19 protein-coding genes and 2 pseudogenes are annotated in these 21,581 nt (G+C 40.8%); 12 read left to right on the plus strand and 9 right to left on the minus strand.

Annotated features, from left to right (window positions below; translation table 11 throughout):
* Nucleotides 1-114: 114 nt before the first annotated feature.
* The 4 genes from abuO (at nucleotide 115) to HLH18_RS06100 (ending at nucleotide 4,980) form a co-directional block, all read left to right on the plus strand.
* Nucleotides 115-1,467: a multidrug efflux outer membrane protein AbuO gene (abuO, locus tag HLH18_RS06085; protein WP_171546164.1), complete on the plus strand. Its 1,353-nt coding sequence runs from the start codon at nucleotides 115-117 to the stop codon at nucleotides 1,465-1,467.
* A gap of 96 nt (nucleotides 1,468-1,563) precedes the next feature.
* On the plus strand, nucleotides 1,564-2,283 hold the full coding sequence (phoU, locus tag HLH18_RS06090) for a phosphate signaling complex protein PhoU (RefSeq protein WP_214646633.1): 720 nt from the start codon (nucleotides 1,564-1,566) through the stop codon (nucleotides 2,281-2,283).
* A gap of 481 nt (nucleotides 2,284-2,764) precedes the next feature.
* Nucleotides 2,765-4,027, plus strand: coding sequence for a glycosyltransferase family 2 protein (locus HLH18_RS06095; protein ID WP_250852378.1), 1,263 nt, complete (start codon nucleotides 2,765-2,767; stop codon nucleotides 4,025-4,027).
* Entirely contained in the window at nucleotides 4,024-4,980 is a 957-nt protein-coding gene (locus tag HLH18_RS06100; protein ID WP_171546165.1) for a hypothetical protein, read from the plus strand. Before HLH18_RS06095 ends, HLH18_RS06100 begins: the two co-directional genes overlap by 4 nt.
* A 237-nt stretch (nucleotides 4,981-5,217) precedes the next feature.
* Here HLH18_RS06100 and HLH18_RS06105 read toward each other — a convergent pair.
* Nucleotides 5,218-7,021: pseudogene (locus HLH18_RS06105) on the minus strand (ABC transporter ATP-binding protein).
* Between the two features lie 134 nt (nucleotides 7,022-7,155).
* Between HLH18_RS06105 and HLH18_RS06110 the strand changes: the two are divergent.
* Nucleotides 7,156-7,773 carry an alpha-ketoglutarate-dependent dioxygenase AlkB family protein gene (locus HLH18_RS06110; RefSeq protein ID WP_171546166.1) on the plus strand — a complete coding sequence of 206 codons (618 nt, stop codon included), beginning with the start codon at nucleotides 7,156-7,158 and terminating at the stop codon, nucleotides 7,771-7,773.
* A 212-nt stretch (nucleotides 7,774-7,985) separates the two neighbouring features.
* Here the strand turns inward: HLH18_RS06110 and HLH18_RS06115 are convergent, their stop codons facing one another.
* The 4 genes and pseudogenes from HLH18_RS06115 to HLH18_RS06125 form a co-directional block, all read right to left on the minus strand.
* Nucleotides 7,986-8,759, minus strand: coding sequence for an IclR family transcriptional regulator (locus tag HLH18_RS06115; RefSeq protein WP_171546167.1), 774 nt, complete (start codon nucleotides 8,757-8,759; stop codon nucleotides 7,986-7,988).
* A gap of 138 nt (nucleotides 8,760-8,897) precedes the next feature.
* Nucleotides 8,898-9,020, minus strand: a pseudogene (locus tag HLH18_RS16310) (IS5/IS1182 family transposase); the annotation flags it as partial.
* Between the two features lie 144 nt (nucleotides 9,021-9,164).
* A complete protein-coding gene (gene ruvX, locus HLH18_RS06120; RefSeq protein WP_171528689.1) occupies nucleotides 9,165-9,608 on the minus strand; it encodes a Holliday junction resolvase RuvX in 444 nt (147 codons plus the stop codon).
* Nucleotides 9,601-10,155, minus strand: a complete 555-nt coding sequence (locus HLH18_RS06125; RefSeq protein ID WP_171528690.1) for a YqgE/AlgH family protein — start codon at nucleotides 10,153-10,155, stop codon at nucleotides 9,601-9,603. The genes ruvX and HLH18_RS06125 overlap by 8 nt, the downstream gene beginning before the upstream one ends.
* 673 nt (nucleotides 10,156-10,828) lie before the next feature.
* Here HLH18_RS06125 and HLH18_RS06130 point away from each other — a divergent pair.
* The 4 genes from HLH18_RS06130 to HLH18_RS06145 are packed head-to-tail and all read left to right on the plus strand — an operon-like array spanning nucleotide 10,829 to nucleotide 14,262.
* Nucleotides 10,829-12,187, plus strand: a complete 1,359-nt coding sequence (locus HLH18_RS06130; RefSeq protein ID WP_171546168.1) for a COG3014 family protein — start codon at nucleotides 10,829-10,831, stop codon at nucleotides 12,185-12,187.
* Nucleotides 12,188-12,206: 19 nt separating this feature from the next.
* Complete coding sequence (locus tag HLH18_RS06135) at nucleotides 12,207-12,608, plus strand: YcfL family putative periplasmic lipoprotein (RefSeq protein ID WP_171546169.1); 402 nt, start codon at nucleotides 12,207-12,209, stop codon at nucleotides 12,606-12,608.
* Nucleotides 12,609-12,620: 12 nt separating this feature from the next.
* On the plus strand, nucleotides 12,621-13,223 hold the full coding sequence (gene lpoB, locus HLH18_RS06140; RefSeq protein ID WP_131287879.1) for a penicillin-binding protein activator LpoB: 603 nt from the start codon (nucleotides 12,621-12,623) through the stop codon (nucleotides 13,221-13,223).
* A gap of 52 nt (nucleotides 13,224-13,275) precedes the next feature.
* On the plus strand, nucleotides 13,276-14,262 hold the full coding sequence (locus HLH18_RS06145; protein WP_171546170.1) for a CsgG/HfaB family protein: 987 nt from the start codon (nucleotides 13,276-13,278) through the stop codon (nucleotides 14,260-14,262).
* A gap of 75 nt (nucleotides 14,263-14,337) precedes the next feature.
* Here HLH18_RS06145 and recN read toward each other — a convergent pair whose 3' ends face one another.
* Nucleotides 14,338-15,999: a DNA repair protein RecN gene (gene recN, locus HLH18_RS06150; RefSeq protein WP_171546171.1), complete on the minus strand. Its 1,662-nt coding sequence runs from the start codon at nucleotides 15,997-15,999 to the stop codon at nucleotides 14,338-14,340.
* A gap of 667 nt (nucleotides 16,000-16,666) precedes the next feature.
* On the opposite strand from recN, the gene ppnP reads away from it, so the two are divergent.
* The 3 genes from ppnP (at nucleotide 16,667) to HLH18_RS06165 (ending at nucleotide 18,820) form a co-directional block, all read left to right on the plus strand.
* Nucleotides 16,667-16,990, plus strand: coding sequence for a pyrimidine/purine nucleoside phosphorylase (gene ppnP / locus HLH18_RS06155; RefSeq protein ID WP_067866108.1), 324 nt, complete (start codon nucleotides 16,667-16,669; stop codon nucleotides 16,988-16,990).
* A 131-nt stretch (nucleotides 16,991-17,121) separates the two neighbouring features.
* A complete protein-coding gene (rlmB, locus tag HLH18_RS06160) occupies nucleotides 17,122-17,871 on the plus strand; it encodes a 23S rRNA (guanosine(2251)-2'-O)-methyltransferase RlmB (protein ID WP_131287870.1) in 750 nt (249 codons plus the stop codon).
* A gap of 31 nt (nucleotides 17,872-17,902) precedes the next feature.
* Nucleotides 17,903-18,820, plus strand: coding sequence for a DMT family transporter (locus HLH18_RS06165; protein WP_171546172.1), 918 nt, complete (start codon nucleotides 17,903-17,905; stop codon nucleotides 18,818-18,820).
* Here HLH18_RS06165 and coaE read toward each other — a convergent pair.
* Genes coaE through HLH18_RS06180 form a run of 3 tightly spaced genes read right to left on the minus strand, consistent with a single transcriptional unit; the run spans nucleotide 18,817 to nucleotide 21,557 of the window.
* Nucleotides 18,817-19,431, minus strand: coding sequence for a dephospho-CoA kinase (coaE, locus tag HLH18_RS06170; RefSeq protein ID WP_171546173.1), 615 nt, complete (start codon nucleotides 19,429-19,431; stop codon nucleotides 18,817-18,819). The genes HLH18_RS06165 and coaE overlap by 4 nt on opposite strands.
* Before the next feature lie 15 nt (nucleotides 19,432-19,446).
* Nucleotides 19,447-20,310, minus strand: coding sequence for a prepilin peptidase (locus HLH18_RS16210; protein WP_171546174.1), 864 nt, complete (start codon nucleotides 20,308-20,310; stop codon nucleotides 19,447-19,449).
* Between the two features lie 17 nt (nucleotides 20,311-20,327).
* A complete protein-coding gene (locus HLH18_RS06180; protein WP_171546175.1) occupies nucleotides 20,328-21,557 on the minus strand; it encodes a type II secretion system F family protein in 1,230 nt (409 codons plus the stop codon).
* Nucleotides 21,558-21,581 lie beyond the last annotated feature (24 nt).

A 21,581-nucleotide genomic window follows, 5' to 3' on the forward strand; every position in this document is an offset into this window, starting at 1 on the left:
AATTAATAAAAATCATACGTAAAATTAAGGAGATCACTCTAATATTGCATAGTTTTCTTTGAAATATGCGTGTTTGCAGATGGTCAGGTACGGTGCAGGGATTTACCATAAAAAATGAATATAAAAATAGTCATCAGTGCATGTGTTTTTCTGATAAGTCCATGCAGTTATGCTTTGGATTTGGTTGAGGTGTATCAACGTGCAAAAACTACCGATCCAAACTGGCAAGCCAATCTTTTACAGTATGAAGCTGATCAATTAAATCTGGGGATTGCGAAAGGAAATTTACTTCCGACCATTACTGTTTCTGGAAATGTCACACGAAAAAGCCAGGATGCGAATCAGGCCAGTGTTCCGGGTTTTCCTGCGGACGCATTTAGCTCGTCTTCTTCAACGACTAAACAAATTGCCATGACTGCTCGGCAACCGATTTTCCGTTGGGATGCGTGGGAAGGTTTAAAGCAAGTTAAAACCTCAGTCAGTTTGAGTGAAATCAATTTGCAGTTACAACGTCAAGAACATATTTTAAATGTATCCGAATCTTATTTTAATGTGCTGCGTCAACAAAGTTTAACCACGGCCAATTTACAAGAAGAAAAAGCCTTGTTGGAACAGCTCAATTTAATGAATGCCAAATTGCGCGAAGGCCTGGTTGCAAAAAGTGATGTCAGTGAAGCGAATGCACAATATGAAAGTGCACGCGCCAACCGGATTGCCACTCATGTGCAATTGATTTTGGCACAAGAGCAACTGGCACAAATCATTGGACCCTATCGTGAAAATTTGGCGATACTCAGAGACGACTTTCAATTTCAAAAACCTTATCCGGCGGACTTGGACGCATGGAACGCTTTAGCACTGAGTCAGAATCTTTCCATTCAACAAGCCCGGATTCAACAGCATTATGCCGAAGATCAAAAACGGGTCGAAAAAGCTGCGTTATATCCGCAAATTGAAGCGGTCGGTACTTATGGGTATATCAAACAGTCCCCCCAAAATGTGGTTTCCAGTGATGGTCAGTTTGATCAGATCGGCGTGGAAATGAACTGGAATGTGTATAACGGTGGACGCACACAAAAATCCATTCAAAAAGCCGCAGTGAATGTGAAAAAAAGTGAAGCCCAGCTAGATGCTGCCATTCGTAAAGCCAATACCGATGTAAAAAAATCTTATATGCTGGTGGAAACCGATCAGGCCAAACTACAAGCGCGTAAAGCGGCCATGGATTCGGCCAGTATTGTTTCTCAAGCCTCTAAAGCCCAATATCAGGAAGGTTTGAAAACTATGGTGGATGTGCTATTGGCGCAACGAAATGCTTTTTCTGCCAAGCAGGATTACTTAAATGCACAATATGATTATTTAATTAATGTGCTACGTTTGAAAGCTGCTGTTGGCAAATTAACAGAACAAGATGTTGAAGAGATGAATGCTTGGCTGATCGATAAAGCAGTCAAACCAGCCAGCTAAACATTTAGATGTTTGTCATCAAAGCTTCATATTAGATATGATTTAATATTGACCAAGATTTTTAATCCTAAAATTGCTGTTGTGGAGTACGCCCCCTTGCCAAATAATCCGGTGTTGAATCACCATATTTCTTCGCAATTTAATGAAGAGTTACAGGATGTAAATACCAAATTTATGACCATGGGTGGTATGGTTGAACAACAAGTTGCCAACGGTATTCGTGCTTTATTAGACACCGATGCAAGCTTGGCGATCGATGTGCAATTCCAGGACAATGTCGTCAATCGTTTAGAGACGGAAATTGACGAAGCCTTAACCCTGATTTTGGCACGCCGTCATCCTGCGGCAATTGATTTGCGTATGGTAATAGCCATGTCTAAAGCCAATACCGATTTAGAGCGTATTGGTGATGAAGCGGCAAAAATTGCACGTATTGCACAGAATTTGTGTGAAGAAGGCAATTCACCACGCGGTTATATGGAAACCCGTCACATTGGCAATCAGGTGCGGGTGATGATTCATGATGCCTTAGATGCCTTTGCGCGTTTAGATGTCGATCAAGCCTTGCGTGTGTTGCTTGCCGATGCCGATATTGACCGTGAATATCAATCGGCAACCCGGACCTTAATGACGTATATGATTGAAGATCCACGTCATATTTCACGTGTAATCAATGTATTATGGGTGTTGCGTTCTTTAGAGCGAATTGGTGACCATGCACGCAATATTTCTGAACAGGTCATTTATATGGTTAAAGGTTTAGACGTGCGTCACACCAGCGTTGCAGAAATTGAAGAGAAAGTCCAAGAACGTTAATTTCTAAATTAATTTTCAAAAAAAGCCTGCTTATTGCAGGCTTTTTTTATTTTCAAAGTGATTTTCTGTATCAGATGATGAGCTTAATAGCTCGATTATCTCGAAATTTTTTTATTATTAAAGTTTACAAATAATCAACATTACGAGACAAATAATACAAATTAACCTAATAAGTGTGCCTTATGTATCAAAAAACATACAAAAATAATATATAATTATAAAAAATGCAGGTCGTTTTTAAAAAAAGCAAAGTCCGATCTCCGAACAATAATGATTTTCATACATTTACGGTAACTAACGCATGTAAAGAAGGTCATCATCTGTTTCAGTGCAGTCACACACTTTACTGAAAATAACCTTGCACAAGTCTTATGAATGAAATGACATATTTGAGAGAGTGCTGATGATCATTGATGAAAGTAATAGAGAAGATATCTCTCGAATTTACTTTTCTGTGCAGTTAAAGTTTGTTGTGTCTCTCATGGGCGCTTGTTTTTGGACAGTATTTTCAATATGGATTGCCCAAGACTGGATGCATGATCTCAGCACGCATATTGGTCATTTTTTGGCTATTTTCTTGATTTATGGCATTGCTATTATTCCAGGGTTTATGAATTCATTCGCGGCTTTAAGCTTGATGATGGACAGGAGACCAAAGAGACAGCCGTTACCTTCTTATCCGGGCATTACCATGTTGATTGCCGCCTATAATGAAGCTGCCTCAATACAAGATACTTTAGTGAGTATCGGTATTCAAAAATATCCAGGCCCCCTACAAGTCATTGTGATTAATGATGGTTCTCAGGATGAAACTGCAGATATTGTCCGAAAAGCCCAACAAAAATTTCCCTGGTTAACTTTACTTGATTTAAAGAAAAATGCAGGTAAGGCACATGCATTAAATGAAGGACTGAAACTCGCTCAACACGATTTGGTGATCACAGTCGATGCTGATTCTTACTTACATCGTGTTGCATTAATTAATATTGTTGAACGCTATATGGTGGATCCACCCAACACACGTGCGGTTGCAGGTAAGATTCTGGTGCGCAACTCTCGTGAGAATTTGCTAACCAGAACTCAGGAATGGGATTATTTTCTCGGTATTGCAGCGACCAAGCGTATGCAGTCCCTGTATCAGGGAACCTTAGTGGCTCAAGGTGCTTTTTCTATTTATGATCGCAATGCCTTGATAGAAGTGGGTGGATGGCCTGAATGTGTCGGTGAAGATATTGTACTCACCTGGGCCTTGTTGAAGGCTGGCTATCGTGTGGGACATTGTGAGGATGCCTGTCTGTTTACCAATGCACCCACGACGCTTAAAGTATTTGTTAAACAGCGTCAGCGTTGGGCCCGTGGCATGATTGAAGCATTTATTAAACATCCCGGGATTTTAATCAAGCCGAGATTATCCACATTTTTTATTTATTGGAACCTGGTTTTCCCTTGGCTAGATATTGCCTTTACCTTTGGTTTTATACCAGGAATCATCCTGGCGTGTTTTGGACATTACTGGATTGTCGGTATTATGACTCTGGCATTGTTGCCTATGGCATTCTTACTAGGACTATTAAATTATTCGATTGAACGCAGAATGTTTGACGATCTGGAACTCAAGGTGCGGAAAAACTTTATTGGTTTTTTATTGTATGTACTCACATATAGTTTCTTATTACAGCCCGCCAGTATTTTAGGGTATTTAGATGAGTTGTTCAAAACACGAAAAACATGGGGAACAAAATGAAAAACATAAAAATTGCAACCTATGTGCTTGTTCCTTTACTCATCAGCATCACTACACCTAGCTTGGCAAATGGATTAGAGGAAGGGCAGACACAAAGTGAACGTGCTGCCGGAACGGAATTCTTTTTGAGTGACGATAGTGAAGGCTTTCAAACCCGTAAACTATCGGCAGAATTTCTACCTCAATATGAAAATGCAGATCATTACTTAGGTCTACATGCCAGTGCTTATCAGTATAAAGCTGATGATTGGCGTCGAGATGGTCAAAAGATCGCATTTATTGGACGCGAAATTGATTCTGCTACAGCAAATGGCTGGTCCTTGGAAGCCGGTGTATTTGAGCAGGGTGATCATACATTATTCACCTTTGATGGCAGTTATCGAACACCGCTTGCTCAAAAGACAGCATTGGAAGTTTTCGCTAATCGTGACTGGGTGGAAACACAACCCGCTTTGGATCAGGGGACGAATTTCACTTTCGTGGGCGCTGCACTGGATCAGGGCTTAGGTCAGCATGTCACAGTCGTCGGTGTAGCAGGATCACAATTTTTTTCAGATGATAATCGCCGTGATCATGGCCGAATTAAATTGATCTATCAGCCTTCTCTCGACTTGGGACTAACCCTTCAGGCCCGATATCGTACCTACCGTAGTCGTGAAGAGGATGTAGGTAGAGCGTATTTCAACCCCAAGGATTATGAGGAGTCGATGTTGGCCTTAGGTTGGCGTCAGCGCTTTGCCGGATGGTCTGCTGGTTTAACTGCTGGTTTTGGACGTGAAAAAATTAATGCGGATCCGAATCAGTCAACCCGGTTATTTGAACTGAACCTGCAAAGCCCAATTCGTGGGTCACAGTTTCTACGCATGAATGCCGGATATAACCGCAGTGCTTCTTTCTATGGACCAGATTATGATTATCACTATATAAAGGGTGAGTGGATTGTACGATTCTAGTCCGGCCTGAATAAAGAATGGGGTTATGAATGGGTGTTGTGACTTTAGTACAGGCCAAATAATCCCTTATTCTCTTTTAGGACATACTCAATTCAGGACAGAGAGCTTAAATGAATTGACCTCGTTAATGATATTTACATGCTTAAGATTTGCTGCCAAGTTCAGCTGCTGAGCGATTTATTAAGGTAGTTTAATAAATACGGTTGGTGGTTAATATGGGGGTGAACCATATAAGCACTAACTATGCGTTTCTTCCTCAGAATCCTCCTCAAAAGTTTTGGCAATCTTTTCAATGTTTAAACTCTTGGCCATCGCATCAAAAATTTCTTTATACACACCTTCTTGATGATAGAGCGCATCATGTTCGCCGTGTTCGGCAATGCAACCTTCTTTCATCACATAGGTGTAATCGGCATCAATAATTTGCGACAAACTATGTGAAATCATAATCACGGTTCGCCCTTGTTTGATTTGATCCAGACTTTGTTTGATTTGCTCCGAGGCAATCGCATCTAAGCTAGCCGTCGGTTCATCCAGAAAAATAATCGGTGGGTTTTTGAGGAACATGCGGGCAAGCGCAATTCGTTGTTGTTGACCGCCTGAAAGCATCAGCGCATCGGCTTCATAAGCATGCGGAAGCTGTAAAATTTGCTCATGAATCGAGGCTTTTTTGGCGGCCATCATGACATCTTCAAGACTGGCATTGGTTTTACCATAACGAATATTGTCAAAAATAGTGCCTTGGAAAATATGATTTTTTTGTAGCACCAAACCAATATGATCGCGTAGATATTGCGTGTCGATGTCTTCCAGATTGATGCCGTCGAGTTGAATCTGCCCGGATGCAGGCTGATAGAATTTATCCAGTAAACTGATCAATGTTGATTTTCCCGCACCGGATAAACCGACCAGCGCGGTGATTTTATTCGGCAGAATCACCATGTTGATATTTTTTAAGGCATGATGGCCATTGGGATAATAAAATTCGACATTTTTAAGTTCAAACTTGCAGGTGATGACTGGTTTTTTTGCCCCCACTCGGTTCAATTTCATGATCGGCTTCCAAAATTTTAAAGAAGCTTTCCGAGTAAATCATCGCATCATTCACTTCATCATAAATACGATGCAAGGAACGAATCGGGGCAGAAACGTTATTGAACAACAGCACATGGTACATAATCATGCCGATACTCATCTGACCATCCAGCACAAAATAGGCGGTTAAAATGATGATTAGCACAATACCAATCTGCTCGATAAAGGTTTTTAAACCGTCAAACAGAAAGCTGGTTTGACGGGTCTGCATCTGGTTGGCAGTGAGTTCTCTTTGTAATTTAAGCTGTTTGTCAGATTCAATCGATTCACGGTTAAAAGATTTAATCACGGTAATCGAGTTAATAATACTTAAGATGCCCTGGCTCTTTTTTTCACGTCCATCGCGCAGGTTGCGTCGCCATCCACCGAGTTTCTGTGCCTGTTTATAGGTCAGCCAAAAATAAATCGGCACAATACTTAAAGCCACCAGTCCGACATAAATATTGGCATAAAACATCAGCCCAAGTGCCACAATCGCACTGGTAAATAACGGTAAAATATCAATAAAGAAAATTTGCACCAGACGGGTCAGTGAACCAATACCGCGGTCAATACGGGTTTGCAATTTACCGGCCTGATTATTGTCTTCATTAAAAAAAGCCAGCCGATAAGTCAGAAATTTTTCAATAATGCCTTGGGCTAAATCTTGCGAAACAAAAATGCGCAGCTTTTCACCATAAAATTTTTGTCCAAACTGTACGAAAGCATTAACGACTTCTTTGCCCAATAAGATGGCAGAAATAGTGATCAGAATGTGCCAGCCTTCAGACAGTCCCAAACCCGCTTTAATCAGCCGGTTAATGCTATCCACTGCATACTGTAAAGTCAGTGCATTGACCTGTGCGGTGAAAGAGCCGATCAGGGTTAAAACCAGCGTTGCGAAAACCAATAAACGATAGGGGCGAACAAAAGGTCGAAGCTTTTGGAATAAGAGCCATAAATTCATATGCAATTTTTTATTGTTAAGCTTAATTTCAGTCTAAGCCTGATGATTGGATGTCACAAGCGCATACAATGTTTTGAATTGTGTCCAGACACAATCGGCTAAAATAAAAGTGAATCTTCTCTTTATATCTAATGATGAACTTTGATTTATTTGCACCTGAAGCTCAAGCGAATGTGTTGCCCTGTGATGGGGTAGTGGAAGATTTTGGCCTGATTTTAACGTCTGAGCAGAGTGAAAAATATTTCCGTTATTTTTTAGCCACTTTGGCATGGCAGCATGATGAAATCATTTTGTTTGGTCAACATCATAAAACTGGACGTCAAGTGGCATGGTATGGCGATGAAAATTACCAATATCACTATTCAGGTACATTTAAGCAGGCACATCTGTGGAATCCTGCACTCTTTCGTTTAAAACAACATATCGAAAAGCTGGTCGGGCATAGCTTTAATTCGTGCTTAGCCAATTTATATGAAAATGGTACCCAAGCCGTGGGTTGGCATAGTGATGATGAGGCTGCCTTGGTATCTGCTACGGGGCAGGAAACTGTTATTGCTTCTTTGAGTTTGGGAGCAACCCGTAAATTTAGTTTTAAGCATAAATATACGGCAGAAAAAGTCGATCTGCTTTTACACAGCGGGCAACTGATTGTGATGCGAGGCCAAACCCAACAGTACTGGAAACATGCCTTGATGAAATCGACACGGATACTCGAGCCGCGGATTAATCTGACCTTTCGTTATTTTTTCTAAAATGATGTATTTGATCGGCTAAAAATAAAGCCAAAAAAAAAGCTCATGCATAGGCACGAACTTTTCTCTGAGGATGTTGCACAAATTGTCATGGAATACAATTGGCTAAATAAATAACAATAATCATATTATGAGAATAGGTTTAATATTGCAATGCTTGAAACAGGTTTTATTTTGCATAAATTGATATTTTGTTGAATCTACGCAAAATTTTAAAGATCATCTTCTTTCGCTAATTCAGCAAATTTTTTCTCTACCAGTGCAGCATTTTCCTGCAAAATTTCGATCAGCTTGTGAAAGTTAATAAACTCAAAGCGATTTTTAGAGCCTAATAAGGTTAAGGCCAAAGGCGGTTCTTTACTGGAAAATTTTACAGGAATAGAAAGACTGGCCAAATTTGGATCCACTTCTCCATTGGAAAAATAATACCCCTGCTTTTTAATCTGTTTCATCTGCAACATAAACGCTTCTTCGCTATGCGCAAATCCAATTTCAGACAGTTCGGTCGCAAAGCGCTGGTAGTAATCCAAAATGCGCTGTTTGGGTAAATGCGCCAAAATCACTTTAGCAGAAGAACCCTTATAGATAGGGCGAGGGCAACCACGACCATAAATCAGCGTGGTCATGTCTTTATACAGTTCATGATGAATATCGATACATGAATCATAATTCAAATGCGTAAGCAGACAGCTGAATTCGGTACGTTCCACAATTTGCTGCATAAATGGAATACTGATTTGCACCAATGGATCGGTGGTACGGGAAATGTAGTCCAAGACTGCAATTTTGGAACCCAGTGTATAGTCACCTGAAGTACCACTTAAGCGCTGTAATAATTCTGAGGATACGAGTTCTTTTAAATACCGGTAACTGGTAGGTTTAGACAGTCCTAATTCCTCACTAATGATATCGACATTAATGATAGGGCGAGACACCGAAAATAGATCCAAAACGGTGAGAATCTTACCAAAACTAGAAATTGCCATAAGTACCTGCTTGGTCAAAGCATATAAAAAGAGAAAGTAACATGTATTACTTTATAACAAAAAATCAGCCAGAGGAGAGCTTTTGTTGGGGCGATGCTGTATTTGTCCACATTTAAAACTATTTATACTTAGGACATGTCATCCATTAAGCCAGATCATCGTTGAGGCAAGATAGACCGCTTCCAGGAAGTTTTGAACCAGTTGGTCATAGCGTGTGGCAATACCACGATACTATTTCAGCTTGGTAAAAAAGTTCTCTATCCGATGCCTTGCCTTATAGATATATCGGTCATCATTACGCTGATCAATAACGTTGATCTTTGTTACACTTCATCTGAGAATCTAAGCAATTAAAAAGCCATTCAAAACTGAATGGCTTTTTTGTCTCAATGGCTTTTCATAAAATTAAGGTGTAAGCCCTTCAGGATTGCGATACCAGCTTTCAATAAAAAGTGCAGCAGCAACACTATCTGCAGACAGTTTTTTAGCGCGACCTTGGGCTTGATAATGACCCAATTCATCACGCGCTTCACGAGTAGTTAAACGCTCATCGACCATCAAAGTTTCAATATTGGTTTGATGGCGCAAACGACGGGCAAACTTGCGTGAACGTGTCGAAAGTTCGGATTCGCTATCATCCATATTCAGCGGCAAACCGACTAGAAATAAGGTGGGTTGATGCTGTTTCACAATTTTCAGTAATTCATCCCAGTTGGGAATCCCATCTTTCATCGGAAACAGGGCAAGGGGATTGGCACTTTCAATCAAGGATTGACCGACCGCCATGCCCATTTTCTGTGTACCAAAATCGAATGCCATAATCAGCTGGGGTTGTGATAAATCAGGCATGTCCAATCTCTGATGAAAGCCAAGTGCGGTCTACGCCCATTTTCTTATAGGCAGCATCCCAGCGGTCGTCGTAAGGTAAGTTAAAAATTAAATCCATATCTGAATCACAGATGAGCCAGTCGCCACGTGATAGTTCTTTTTCAAGCTGGTTTTTGCCCCAACTCGCATAACCCAAGGCAATTTGATAACGTCCAACGCCTTCGTTATGTGCAATGGCATCTAGAATATCTTTAGAGGTGGTGATGCAGACATTTTCACCCACCGCAATGGATGAATGCCAGGTCGGTTGACCGGTATGCAGCACAAAGCCTGCTTCCGGGCGCAACGGTCCACCCTGTAATACATCATGGGGATTTACATTATCCGCTTCAATTTCCAGATCATTCAATAATTCTTTGATTGAAAGACCAGAAGGGCGGTTAATGATAATGCCTTGAGCACCATCTTCATCATGTCGTGCCAAATAGATTACTGTATTGGCAAAAAAATCATCGGCTAAATCAGGAGGTGCGATCAGACAGCGATGTGTCAGAAACTGTTTGGTCATCTGAGCAGTTCTCCTAAAGTCAGTATAATTTGCAGTCTGCAAAAGTGATGAATGGCGGTAAGTTACCTGATTTCAATCACTCAAACTGACTATTCCTTGATTGTATTTATCCCATAAAAATAAGTTGCTGACAACTTGGCTTTGTTGAAACTGAGTAGATAGAAAAATAAAGTATGATTTTAAAGTTTATTTAAAGAGGTTGTTAAGCCATATTTTATTTTAAGACATAGTAAATTTCATTATTCTGATTAATTTTTTAATTCTCTAGATGAAATCTAAAAATATTAAAAAATACAGTTAAAATAATAATACTGAATAAATATAAATAATGTCCATCAAAATAACTTATATTACCTGTATTTACGTTTTAACAATAAATTGATTTTATGGGTTTTCATTGTAACTTAATTTTTTCTAAAGAAATATTAAATATTTTTAAAATTTATATCTTGGTTGTAGGTTTTCAATTGAATGCAGTTCATGATTTTAGTTAGATAAAAAAACGATGAATTATTGTAATTATTTTTTAAATTTTGTTTTTATATGTAAAATATGTTCAGAATAATGCGTTAATTGTTTCACTAAATATACTTTATATACATATTGTAACACTATTGCTTTATTTGTAAGATGTATGAATTTTCATCTTTTATTATTTTTTTAATGGATAATTATGCATAATTTTTTAAAAGGGACTTTGATTTCTGCTTTATTTTCAGTTTCCGTAATATCACAGGCTGCAGTATTCAGTACTTATAATGAAGAAGGGAATTTATTTCGTAGTCATTTAAATAGTCAGTTATCAGACAGCTTAATGACTCAATTTAAAGACAAAGCAGATTCAAAAGATGGTGTTTTATATTTGCTTGAGCAAGCACGTTTACTACAAGTCAACCATCAATATGAACAAAGCCAGGATTATTATAAGCAGGCTTTTACTTTATTAGATAAACAACAAAACAGGGCCAAAGTCAGTGTATCCCGGATGGGGTTTAAGGCACTGGCACTGGTCAGTAATGATTCGATTGTTCCTTATATGGTGCCACCACATGAGCAGGTGTTGGCACATATTTCCCAAGCAAAAAATTATATTTTTCTCAAGGATTTAGAAGCTGCAGCAGTAGAAATGCGGGTCGCACAAGGTATTCAGCGTGAAATTGAGCTGTCTTATCAAAAGCAACTGGAAAAGAAAAAAGATAAAGCCACTAAACAATCATCTGGCGAAACGGCATTTAGCGCTTTGGATGAAGCTTTTGTCGGCTTAGACCCAATTGCCGGCAAGATTAAGAATAGCTATCAAAATGCTTATGCTTTCTATATGGCGGCAAATTTATGGGAAACTTTGGGCGAATATAACGATGCCTTAGTCGACTATAAAAAAGCCTATGAATTGCAGCCAGACGCACAAATTGCCCAGGATGTCAAACGTCTAAATCAGTTGGTGGTACAGCCAAAGAGCGGCAGTGTGCCGGTGATTGTATTTATCGAGCAAGGTGTTGTGCCGCAAAAAGTTGAAAATAAAATCGATGTGCCAACACCGGGTGGTTTAATTAATATTGCTTTTGCCACTTATGAGCCGAGCACTTATGTGGCACCGAAAAGTTTGAAAGTCAAAGTGAACAATAAGCCTTTGCAAGACAGCTATGTCATCAGTGATATCGGTGCTTTGGCAGTCAAAGACCTGAAAGAAAAAGTAGTGGGTAATCTGACCAGTCAGGTGCTACGTGCGACTGCCAAATATGCTGCACAAAAAGAACTCGGTAATCAATTTGGTGTATTGGGCCAATTGGCTGGCAATGTTTTAAACATGTCCACAGAACGTGCTGACTTACGGGGTTGGAGTACTTTGCCAAGTAATGCCCAGATTGCCCGCTTAAATTTAACGCCAGGCAAACATAATTTACAGCTTTCCAGCGGAAGTTTATCCAGTTCACCTGTGACCCTGGATGTAAAAGCCAATCAAACCGTCTTTGTTTATGCTCATCATGTCAATGACAAAATTACTGCCAGTGTGAGCACGATTCCACGTTAATGATAAATCAGAGAAATATATGAAACGTCAATTTAGTTTTGCTGTACTTGGTTTAGGAGCGCTGTTGATGGTGGGGTGTACCGCACCAAATGCCTTATCGACGCAAACCAATGTAAACAATGAAATCAGTATTCGTACGATTACCAATAATCCGGTATTGACCACAGAGGTTTTTGTGGAGCGCGTGAATATGAGTTTTTCGGGTGATTTGAAACGCGCGTCGATTGCGATCAAAAACCGCCGTTTTAACAATAAAGATTTTAGCTACAAGATTGTTTGGGTCGATGTACAGGGTGCAGAAGTGAATCCTGAAGGTGCAATCTGGAAGCCAATTCAATTGACCGGACGTGAAACAAAAGGGGTGCAGTCCTTAGCACCGAATCCGTCTGCTGTAGATGTTGTTGTGTATTTGAAAAAATAAGAGAGATTGAACATGAATGCAAAATTAATATTCGCTGTATTGGCAACTTCAACTTTGCTAACTGGTTGTGCCAGCACAGGAGGCTCAGTGAGCTATGGTGATGCGCAAGCTGTAGAAACATTAACCAAAGACTTTGGTTCAACCGACTTGCAAATGATTGCAGCTAAAATGGTAGATGACATGTTGATGTTCCCGCCAGTCGTGCAAATGACCCAAACACGTCGTCCTGTGATTGTGCTCGACCGCATTCATAATAAAACCCAAGAACATATTGATACTGAATCAATTACAGACAGCATTCAGAACAAGTTGATCAACTCTGGAAAATTCCGCTTTGTCGATATGAAATCTGTGAATGCTGTTGCACAGCAACTGGCTTATCAAAAACAAAGTGGCATGGTCAATCAGGCAACTGCGGTACGTACCGGTGGTCATATTGGTGCCGAGTTTATGCTGAATGGTAACTTGTCGAGTATTGTTAAAAATGCGGGCGGCAAGAGCGATGTGTATTACAAATTCACCTTTAAATTGCAAAACCTGCAAACTGGCATTGTAGAGTGGACCGGTGAGAAAGAAATTCGTAAAGCTGCAAAACGCTCGACTTTTGGTCTGTAATTTAAATTGAGGTCACTGCACTTTTGGTGCAGTGACTGTAGAAGAATACAACATGAAAAAAATATTACTAGCAGGTCTGTTGTCTGGATTGCTGAGTTCTCCAGCCTTTGCTGCAATTAAAGAAGTGATTAAAGAAGCCACGGGTAGTGGGCCAACACAGCATCAGGCGATTTCTGAAGCTTTGTTGATAGCCGTGCAATCGGTAAGTGGGGCTTCAGTTTCTTCTCAGATGAATTATGAGGAAACGGTTTCTTTATCTGTCAATAATCAGGGTTGGAGTTATAGCGGTAAGGTTTCACCGGTATTCAGTGTGGCCAATCAGGGTTCAGGTTCCGTGACCAAGTTTCAGGTACTGAGTGTGTCTGGAGCGAAAAACAATTACCGAGCCAAAGTACGTGCGCATGTGGTTAAGTTTGAATCCACTGTACAAGATCAACATTTACGCCGGATCGCAGTATTACCTTTTCAGATGGCTGAGAAAAATAATCGCCTAGCCAGTGATGCCTCAGCGCGTGAGTTTAGTCAGGAATTGTCGGATACTTTGGGTACTTATTTGACTCAAAGCGGGCAGCTCAGTGTGGTCGATCGTCATTATCTAGACGAAATGCAGTCTGAAAATGACTTCCTGTATTGGGATGGCGCACCACAAGAATTGGCACGTATCGGGCAGAAAGTTGGGGCGGACTATTTATTGGTGGGACGGATCAATGATCTATCCGCTAATAATGGCCAACAGATGTATGGTCTGAATGCAGGTGCGGAACAGGTGCGTTTGACCTGGCGTGTGATTGAAGCCAATACCAGTAAAGTGGTCGCGGCAGGTACTTTTAATCGTACGCTGTCTAATTTAATGACTCAGAATATTTTGACGAATAGTTTAAATGACAGCACAGCTGATAAGATTGCCCAAGGTTTAAACCCGGAAATTTTGCAGGGTTTAAAACTACAGCCTGTCCAATCGCAGATGCGCCAGTCTTATGATCTGTCACCGGGCTACGAGATGACTCCAGGTTCAAGTGATCAACCAGTAAAATGGTGAGTGAATCGAGTTTGAATTAAGCTTTTATCTAAAAAATCCCTGACAAATGTTCAGGGATTTTTTTAAGTACTATGATCAAGCCTGATGAAACTTAAGTTGACGTAATTGCTTGGCATGTTGCAGGGTCGTGTCATTAATTTCGACACCACCGGTCATGCGCGCCAACTCATCAATACGTTGTTCTTCACTCAGGTCGATAATGGTGCTGCTTGCAGGATCCGTTTGGCGCTTTTTCACCAGTAGGTGTTGATCTGATTGTGCCGCCACTTGTGCCTGATGGGTGATACATAAAATTTGCACATGCTGGGCTAAATCTGCCAACAGGCGTCCTACCATTTCTGCCGTACCGCCGCTGATCCCGACATCAATTTCATCGAACACCAAGACTTCAGATTCTGTTTTTTCAGCCTTCATCACTTGCATCACCAGAGCAATACGTGACAGTTCGCCCCCAGAAGCTACACGTGCCAACGGTTGTGCAGGAATGCCTTTATTTGCAGTAAACAGCAGTTGAATAAAGCTAAGCCCTTCTGATGACGCCTGTTCCAACGGTTCAAACTTGAATTCAAAATAGGCTTCAGGCAATGCCAGTTGTTTGACCTGTTCTGTGAGTTTTTTAGCTAAAGGAGCCGCAGCTTCACGACGAATCTCATCTAAGTGCTGGGCTTTGGCTAAAAAGTCTTGATGAGACAATTCAACTTGCTCAGCTAAAGTTTCAGGATCTTCCAACTGATGCAGCTGTTCAAGCTCAGTTTGCCAAGTTTGATATTCTTCTTTTAATGTTTCCGGCTGAGTGCGATATTTACGTGCTAAACGATGGAAAATTTCCAGTTGTACATTCAGTTCATCGACGCGTTCAGGGTCAAAACTTTGCCGGTCAATAAATTGACGCAAATTGGCAGTTGCATCATCAAGTTCACTTTGCGCATTCACTAACGAATTATAAATTTCTGCGAGTTGCTCACTGCGACCGGCATGCGATTCGAGGCGGCGAATAATCGAAGAAACTTCTTGAGTGATATTTTGTTCCGCTTCATCCAACGCATTTAAACTGTAGCTGCAATCCAGCATGATATGTTCATGATGGCTTAAACGGTCGAACTCTTGCTCAATCTCTTTATAGTCAATTTGAGTAATTTCTTCGAGTTCTTCAAGCTGTAACTCTAAAGTTTCGATCCGTTGTTTGCGGGTTGCTTGTGCATCCAATGCCGCTTGATGCTGACGAATATTTTTTTGCCAGGTGCTATAGGCATCACGAACATCTTGTGCCGGTTGATAAAAGTTGTTGTAACGATCTAACCAATGCTTGGGATAAGGATGTTCCAATAATTGTTGCTGACTGTGCTGACTATACAGTTGCACCAGTAAACGACCAATTTCTTTCAGTTCAGCCAGGCTGCTTGGGCGACCATTAATCCACGCTTTACTGCGGCCTGTCGCAAAAATCACCCGTCTTAAATGAATCTCGCCAGATTCATCATCCAACTCATGTGCTTTAAGCCATTCAGCTTCTGGACTTTGGTCTTTATAACTAAAAACAGCGGTGACATCGGCTTTATCTGAACCAAAACGGACGTAGTTGGTATCGGTACGCTCACCCAAACAGGCAGAAAGGGCATCCAGTAATAAAGATTTACCCGCACCTGTCTCACCGGTCAGGACATTGAAACCGGGTTCAATATCAATGGCTAAATGATCGGCTAAAGCAAAATTGATCAGAGTTAAATGTGTCAGCATAAACGCATCCGAGCTGCGAAAAGTTTTAATCTAAGATAGTGAAATTCTGTTTTGGTCACAAGCCAGCTTTTAATTTTAAGATGACGTAAAACATCACTATTTTACCTGATATTCAAGATGAAAATATCTTTTACTGAAGATACGCTATAAAAACAACATCTGCTTGAATAGTCTGCGTGATTTTTATCTACCTGCTCCGTTAATTTTAGAAATATTTTAGAGCTGGGATCTTTTTCATAATATTGAAAACATGCATCATGATGATACAAAAATGGCTAAATATCTGTCGATACAAATCATGGATCAGCATTTCTTGGAGAGTATTTGAGGTTGAGATTCACATACTGAATTTAGGCATACAGTTAGGCTTTGGATCTGTAGAGGATTGCCAGGTTAATCGTCATTGTTTTGGTGCAAGATTTGCTAGGTAGAAAAGCAGATAGACCTTTAGTCGATACAATACAAAAACTTATTTGTGCTTATGTTAATGTTGATTTAGACTCTCGCAAACTCAGGGTAAATCTTCTTCAGATTGATGCAGGAAAATATCTGCAACAATTTGTAAAATATTGATTTAGCCGTATGAAACACCGATTGATTAGTTGAATGCAGCTCTTTAAACTACATCAATCAAAAATTATAAATGCGCATTATCTGGAGAATACGCATGTCAAATCAGTTTGATCATGTTTCTGTTATCAAAAAATCGAATGTTTATTTCGGCGGTTCATGTATTAGTCATACCGTGCAATTCGAAGATGGTACAAAAAAGACATTAGGGGTGATTTTACCGACTGAACAGGCACTCACTTTCGAAACGCATGTCCCTGAACGTATGGAAATTATTTCAGGCGAATGCCGTGTACAAATTGCGGATAAAATCGAGAGTGAATTGTTCCGTGCAGGACAGTCTTTTTATGTCCCGGGCAATAGCCGTTTTAAAATCGAGACTGATGAAGTGCTCGATTATGTTTGCCATTTAGAAGGCTAAGCATAAGTCGGATTAAGGCAAAGAAATTTTAGCCTGAATCAGTTAAACTAGATTTAAGCATCAATCCTGTAAAGTCAGCTTTGCAGGATTTTTCTTTTTTGCATTGTATAGACATTTTTTAGAGGCCGTTCATGGCAAAAACCGAATATTTTTATGGCGTTCACTCAGTGGAGTCATTACTTGAGCTTGAGCCAGAGCGTGTACTTACTTTATTTACGCTAAAAGGTCGTGACGATCAACGCTTGAAAAACGTTTTGGCTTTGGCTGATCCTTTTGGGATCAGTGTACAACAGGCCAGTCGTGACAAACTGGAAAAATTGGCGGGTCAGCCTTTTCATCAGGGGGTGGTTGCCGCAGTTCGTCCGCATCCAACACTGAATGAACAAGATCTGGATGATTTGCTGAAACAGAATCCTCAAGCACTGTTGTTGGCTTTAGACCAAGTCACTGATCCACATAACTTAGGTGCTTGTATCCGTACAGCAGCAGCGATGGGTGTTGAAGCGGTGATTGTATCGCGTGATCGTTCTGCAAGTTTAACCCCGACAGCACGTAAAATTGCTGCAGGCGGCGCAGAGAAGGTGAAGTTTATTCAAGTGACCAATCTTGCACGTACCTTGGGGAACATTAAAGATGAATTTAATGTGCGTGTTGTAGGTACCATGCTGGATGAAAAAGCATTACCCGTGCAACAGTTTGATTTCACCGGAACTGGTGTGTGCATAGTGATGGGTGCTGAAGATACCGGCCTACGTCCAATTACCCAGTCACAGTGCGATCAGACAGTTTACATCCCGATGGCAGGAAACTTGCAAAGTTTGAATGTCAGTGTGGCAACAGGTATGGCTTTATATGAAGCTTGCCGTCAGCGTAATGTGTAATTTTATTATCTCAATTTAAAAGTTGTTTGTTATGTCTCCCCGGTCTCAAGGTTATCTCTATATCGCCATTACCATGTGCATCTGGGGGGGATTTACCATTACTTCCCGTCTGAATGCACAGTGGGGAATCAGCGCGTGGGATATCACGGCTTTACGTTTTGCTTTGGCATTTTGTATTTTAATGCCGATCCTGATCTATAAAAAAGACCTCGCCTTTTTATGGAAAAAAGAGCCCTTTCTTTTGGCGATGATTGGCGGGGTTGGGTACTGCCTGACATCATACAGCGCATTTCACTATGTACCCGCAGCCCATGCAGCCATCTTTCTGAATGGCTGTATTCCTCTGTGTACAGCGGTCGCTGGATTTTTGCTGTTTAAACAGCCTTTTGATAAGCATATCTGGATCAGTCTGGGCATTATGCTGACCGCGATTAGCACAATGAGTTTTTTAATGTATCAGGAAACAGGTATCGCCTTTGGTTTTGGCGACCTGCTGTTTTTCTTGAGTGCAATCTGGTGGGGTGTATTTACCGTTTTATTGCGGCAATGGAAACTTTCTGCATGGCATTCCATGGCTGGTGTCGCGATTTGGTCAGCGATTGTTTATGTGCCGATTTATCTGTTGTTTTTACCGAAAAATTTAACTGAACCTGAGCCTGTGCATTTACTGATGCAGGTAATTTTTCACGGCATTTTTGTGGTGATTGTGGCGACACTGACTTATGTGGAAGCGATCAAGCGCTTAGGTGCATTTAAGACTGGCAGCATCGTGACTTTGGCACCGTTTATGGCAGCAATTTTAGCTGTGCCGCTCTTAGGTGAAACATTAAGTCTGGCGATTATTTGTGGCTTGATTGGAATGGCGATTGGTGCTTTGCAACCATGGCGCTGGATCATGCATAAAGACAGTTTGCAGCAGCGACTTGATCAACAAAAAAAGCAGTCTTAATTGACTGCTTTTTTTTGCTTGCTGCGTTGTAAATAAGCTTCATGTAGTAGTTTTAAATGGCTGTATAAATGATCGAGATGTCCATCATTGAGCACAATATCATCAGCGAGACTACGCTTTTTTTCACGTGGCATTTGTGACTGAATAATTTTCTGAATCTGAGCAATCGATTGGTGATCACGCATCGCAGCCCGCTGGATTTGTAAGTCAATCGATGCATCAATCAGCAAGGTATGATCGGTCAATTCATGCTGATTGGTTTCAAACAGCAGGGGAGAGACTAAAATGACATAAGGACTGGTTGCTGCCTGCAGCTGCTGAATAATCGATTGGCGAATAGCAGGATGGGTGATGCTTTCTAGCATTTTACGTGCATCTGGATCTTTGAAAATCTGTTCACGTAAAGCACGGCGATTCAGTTCTCCATTGTCTAAAAGAACCCAATCACCAAAAGCAGCGTGAATTTGTTGCAACGCAGGCTGTCCTTTTTCTACAATCTCACGTGCCACAATATCGGCATCAACAACTGTGATTCCTTGGGTTTCGAACCATGTACTTGCTGCAGATTTTCCGCTGCCAATACCACCTGTTAAACCCAAGATAAAAGTCATGTACTCACCTAAAAATTATTGACCTAAATAAACTTTCATAATTTGCTTGCCCCAAATGAACGCAATCCAGCCTGCAATGGCAATATAGGGACCAAAAGCAAAAGGCTGGTTTTCTTTGCGGATTTTAAGCAAAAAAATGCCAATGATTGCTCCGACCATTGATGAAAGTAGCACAATCAACGGCAGCATTAAAGGACCCATCCAGGCACCTAAAGCGGCAAGCAGTTTGAAGTCTCCATAGCCCATACCTTCCTTGCCTGTAATGATTTTAAACAGGTAATACACGATCCAAAGGCATAAGAAACCAATAATATAGCCCCAGATTGCAGAGGTAGGAGAGGTATAAATAGCATAACTATTAATGCCTAAACCTAGTGCTGCTAAAGTCAGGGTATAACGATCCGGTAGAAGCTGGGTATCAAAATCAATAAAGGTCAGTGCGATGAGCATCCAGGTCAAAAGCAAACCAAAGAGCATTTGTAAGGTCGGCCCAAAGACTGCAACAATGACCAATGAACATACTGCAGTGAGTAGCTCAATCAATGGATAGCGAATACTAATTGGATTTTTGCAAGAGCCGCATTTGCCGCGTAAGACCAGCCAGCTGATAACAGGAATATTTTGATACCAGTGAATTTCTGTATGGCATTTAGGGCAGGTCGATGCCGGTTTGCTGAGTGTTAGTTTGGATTCATCAATCATCGATTGTTCAGGATGCAAAAATAATTGGCAATCGGTACGCCATTCCTGCTCCATCATCTTGGGTGTGCGGTAGATCACCACATTGAGAAAACTACCAATGCATAGACTAAAAAGCCCAACTGCAATATACAGCGCTGTTGGGTTTTGAATAAAATAAGAAATAACATTACTGAACAAGATATTTAACCTACTGATTAGCCAACGACTGAACCCATTTGGAAAATTGGGAGGTACATGGCGATGACTAGACCACCAACAAGAACGCCAAGCACTGCCATAATTAAAGGCTCCATCATTGAAGTCAGGCCATCGACAGCATTGTCGACTTCATTTTCAAAATGGGTTGCCACTTTATCCAGCATAGCATCAAGTGCACCTGACTCTTCACCAATCGCCACCATTTGTACGGCCATAGAAGGGAATTTGTTGGTGACACGCATAGCAAATTGCAGCTGTTGACCTGTGGCGACATCATCGCGAATTTTCATGACCGCTTCTTCATAAACACAATTGTTGGTTGCACCAGCAGTAGATTCTAAGGCATCAATCAGGGGGACGCCGGCAGCAAAAGTGGTCGCTAAAGTCCGACTGTAACGTGCGATAATGGCTTTATAAACCAAGTCACCAAAAATAGGCGCTTTGAGCGCTGCTTTATCGAGGAAATCACGAAATTTTTTACTGCGTTTTTTGGCTTCCATAAAGCCTGCAATAATGACACCAATACCAATGATCAATAAGAACCAGTATTTTTGGAACCAATTCGACATATTCACTACAAGTTGGGTAAAGGCTGGCAAGTCTGCACCAAAACCCTCAAAGAGTTCCTGAAATACAGGAACCACTTTCACCATCAAAATAATGGTCACAATAATGGCAACCACAATGATAGAAATAGGATACTTCATGGCTTTTTTAATTTTTTGCTTTAAAAGTTCACTTTTTTCTTTATAGATTGCGACCCGGTCTAGCATGGTTTCCAGAGCACCGGACTGTTCACCGGACTCAACGAGTGAGCAAAAAAGATTGTCAAAATACTGAGGGTATTTTTTAAGTGCACCTGCGAAGGTATTACCGCCTTCGACTTCACCTTTAATGCCTAAGACGACTTCACGCATCGACGGGTTTTCAAGACCTTCAGCAACAATTTCAAAGCTCTGTACCAGCGGTACACCTGCTTTCATCATGGTGGCGAGTTGGCGCGTGAAAATGGTGATATCGAGTGTAGATACCTTTTTTTTCATTAAGCCTTCGAGAATATTTTTTCTCTTTTCCCGAATCGTCTTAATGGTAATCCCTTGCTTACGTAAGGTCACTTTAGCCAGTGCCATGTTACGTGCAGGTAATTCTCCTTTAAGTTTTTCCCCTTTACGATCAACCCCTTCATAACTGAAGGTTGGCATCATCTGTGCTTTTTTGACAGCCATGAATTTATCCTTATTTTTAAATGC

The organism is Acinetobacter sp. ANC 5414 (assembly GCF_013004295.1).
GTDB lineage: Bacteria > Pseudomonadota > Gammaproteobacteria > Pseudomonadales > Moraxellaceae > Acinetobacter.

Excerpts from the sequence above, each read along its gene's own strand:
- ruvX (WP_171528689.1), bottom strand. The coding sequence starts at position 9,608 with ATGCCTGATTTATCACAACCCCAGCTGATTATGGCATTCGATTTTGGT.
- HLH18_RS06180 (WP_171546175.1), bottom strand. The coding sequence starts at position 21,557 with ATGGCTGTCAAAAAAGCACAGATGATGCCAACCTTCAGTTATGAAGGG.
- HLH18_RS06130 (WP_171546168.1), top strand. The coding sequence starts at position 10,829 with ATGCATAATTTTTTAAAAGGGACTTTGATTTCTGCTTTATTTTCAGTT.
- abuO (WP_171546164.1), top strand. The coding sequence starts at position 115 with ATGAATATAAAAATAGTCATCAGTGCATGTGTTTTTCTGATAAGTCCA.
- HLH18_RS06125 (WP_171528690.1), bottom strand. The coding sequence starts at position 10,155 with ATGACCAAACAGTTTCTGACACATCGCTGTCTGATCGCACCTCCTGAT.
- ppnP (WP_067866108.1), top strand. The coding sequence starts at position 16,667 with ATGTCAAATCAGTTTGATCATGTTTCTGTTATCAAAAAATCGAATGTT.
- recN (WP_171546171.1), bottom strand. The coding sequence starts at position 15,999 with ATGCTGACACATTTAACTCTGATCAATTTTGCTTTAGCCGATCATTTA.
- lpoB (WP_131287879.1), top strand. The coding sequence starts at position 12,621 with ATGAATGCAAAATTAATATTCGCTGTATTGGCAACTTCAACTTTGCTA.
- HLH18_RS06165 (WP_171546172.1), top strand. The coding sequence starts at position 17,903 with ATGTCTCCCCGGTCTCAAGGTTATCTCTATATCGCCATTACCATGTGC.
- HLH18_RS06095 (WP_250852378.1), top strand. The coding sequence starts at position 2,765 with ATGGGCGCTTGTTTTTGGACAGTATTTTCAATATGGATTGCCCAAGAC.
- HLH18_RS06145 (WP_171546170.1), top strand. The coding sequence starts at position 13,276 with ATGAAAAAAATATTACTAGCAGGTCTGTTGTCTGGATTGCTGAGTTCT.
- HLH18_RS06110 (WP_171546166.1), top strand. The coding sequence starts at position 7,156 with ATGAACTTTGATTTATTTGCACCTGAAGCTCAAGCGAATGTGTTGCCC.
- HLH18_RS06135 (WP_171546169.1), top strand. The coding sequence starts at position 12,207 with ATGAAACGTCAATTTAGTTTTGCTGTACTTGGTTTAGGAGCGCTGTTG.
- rlmB (WP_131287870.1), top strand. The coding sequence starts at position 17,122 with ATGGCAAAAACCGAATATTTTTATGGCGTTCACTCAGTGGAGTCATTA.
- coaE (WP_171546173.1), bottom strand. The coding sequence starts at position 19,431 with ATGACTTTTATCTTGGGTTTAACAGGTGGTATTGGCAGCGGAAAATCT.
- HLH18_RS06100 (WP_171546165.1), top strand. The coding sequence starts at position 4,024 with ATGAAAAACATAAAAATTGCAACCTATGTGCTTGTTCCTTTACTCATC.
- HLH18_RS06115 (WP_171546167.1), bottom strand. The coding sequence starts at position 8,759 with ATGGCAATTTCTAGTTTTGGTAAGATTCTCACCGTTTTGGATCTATTT.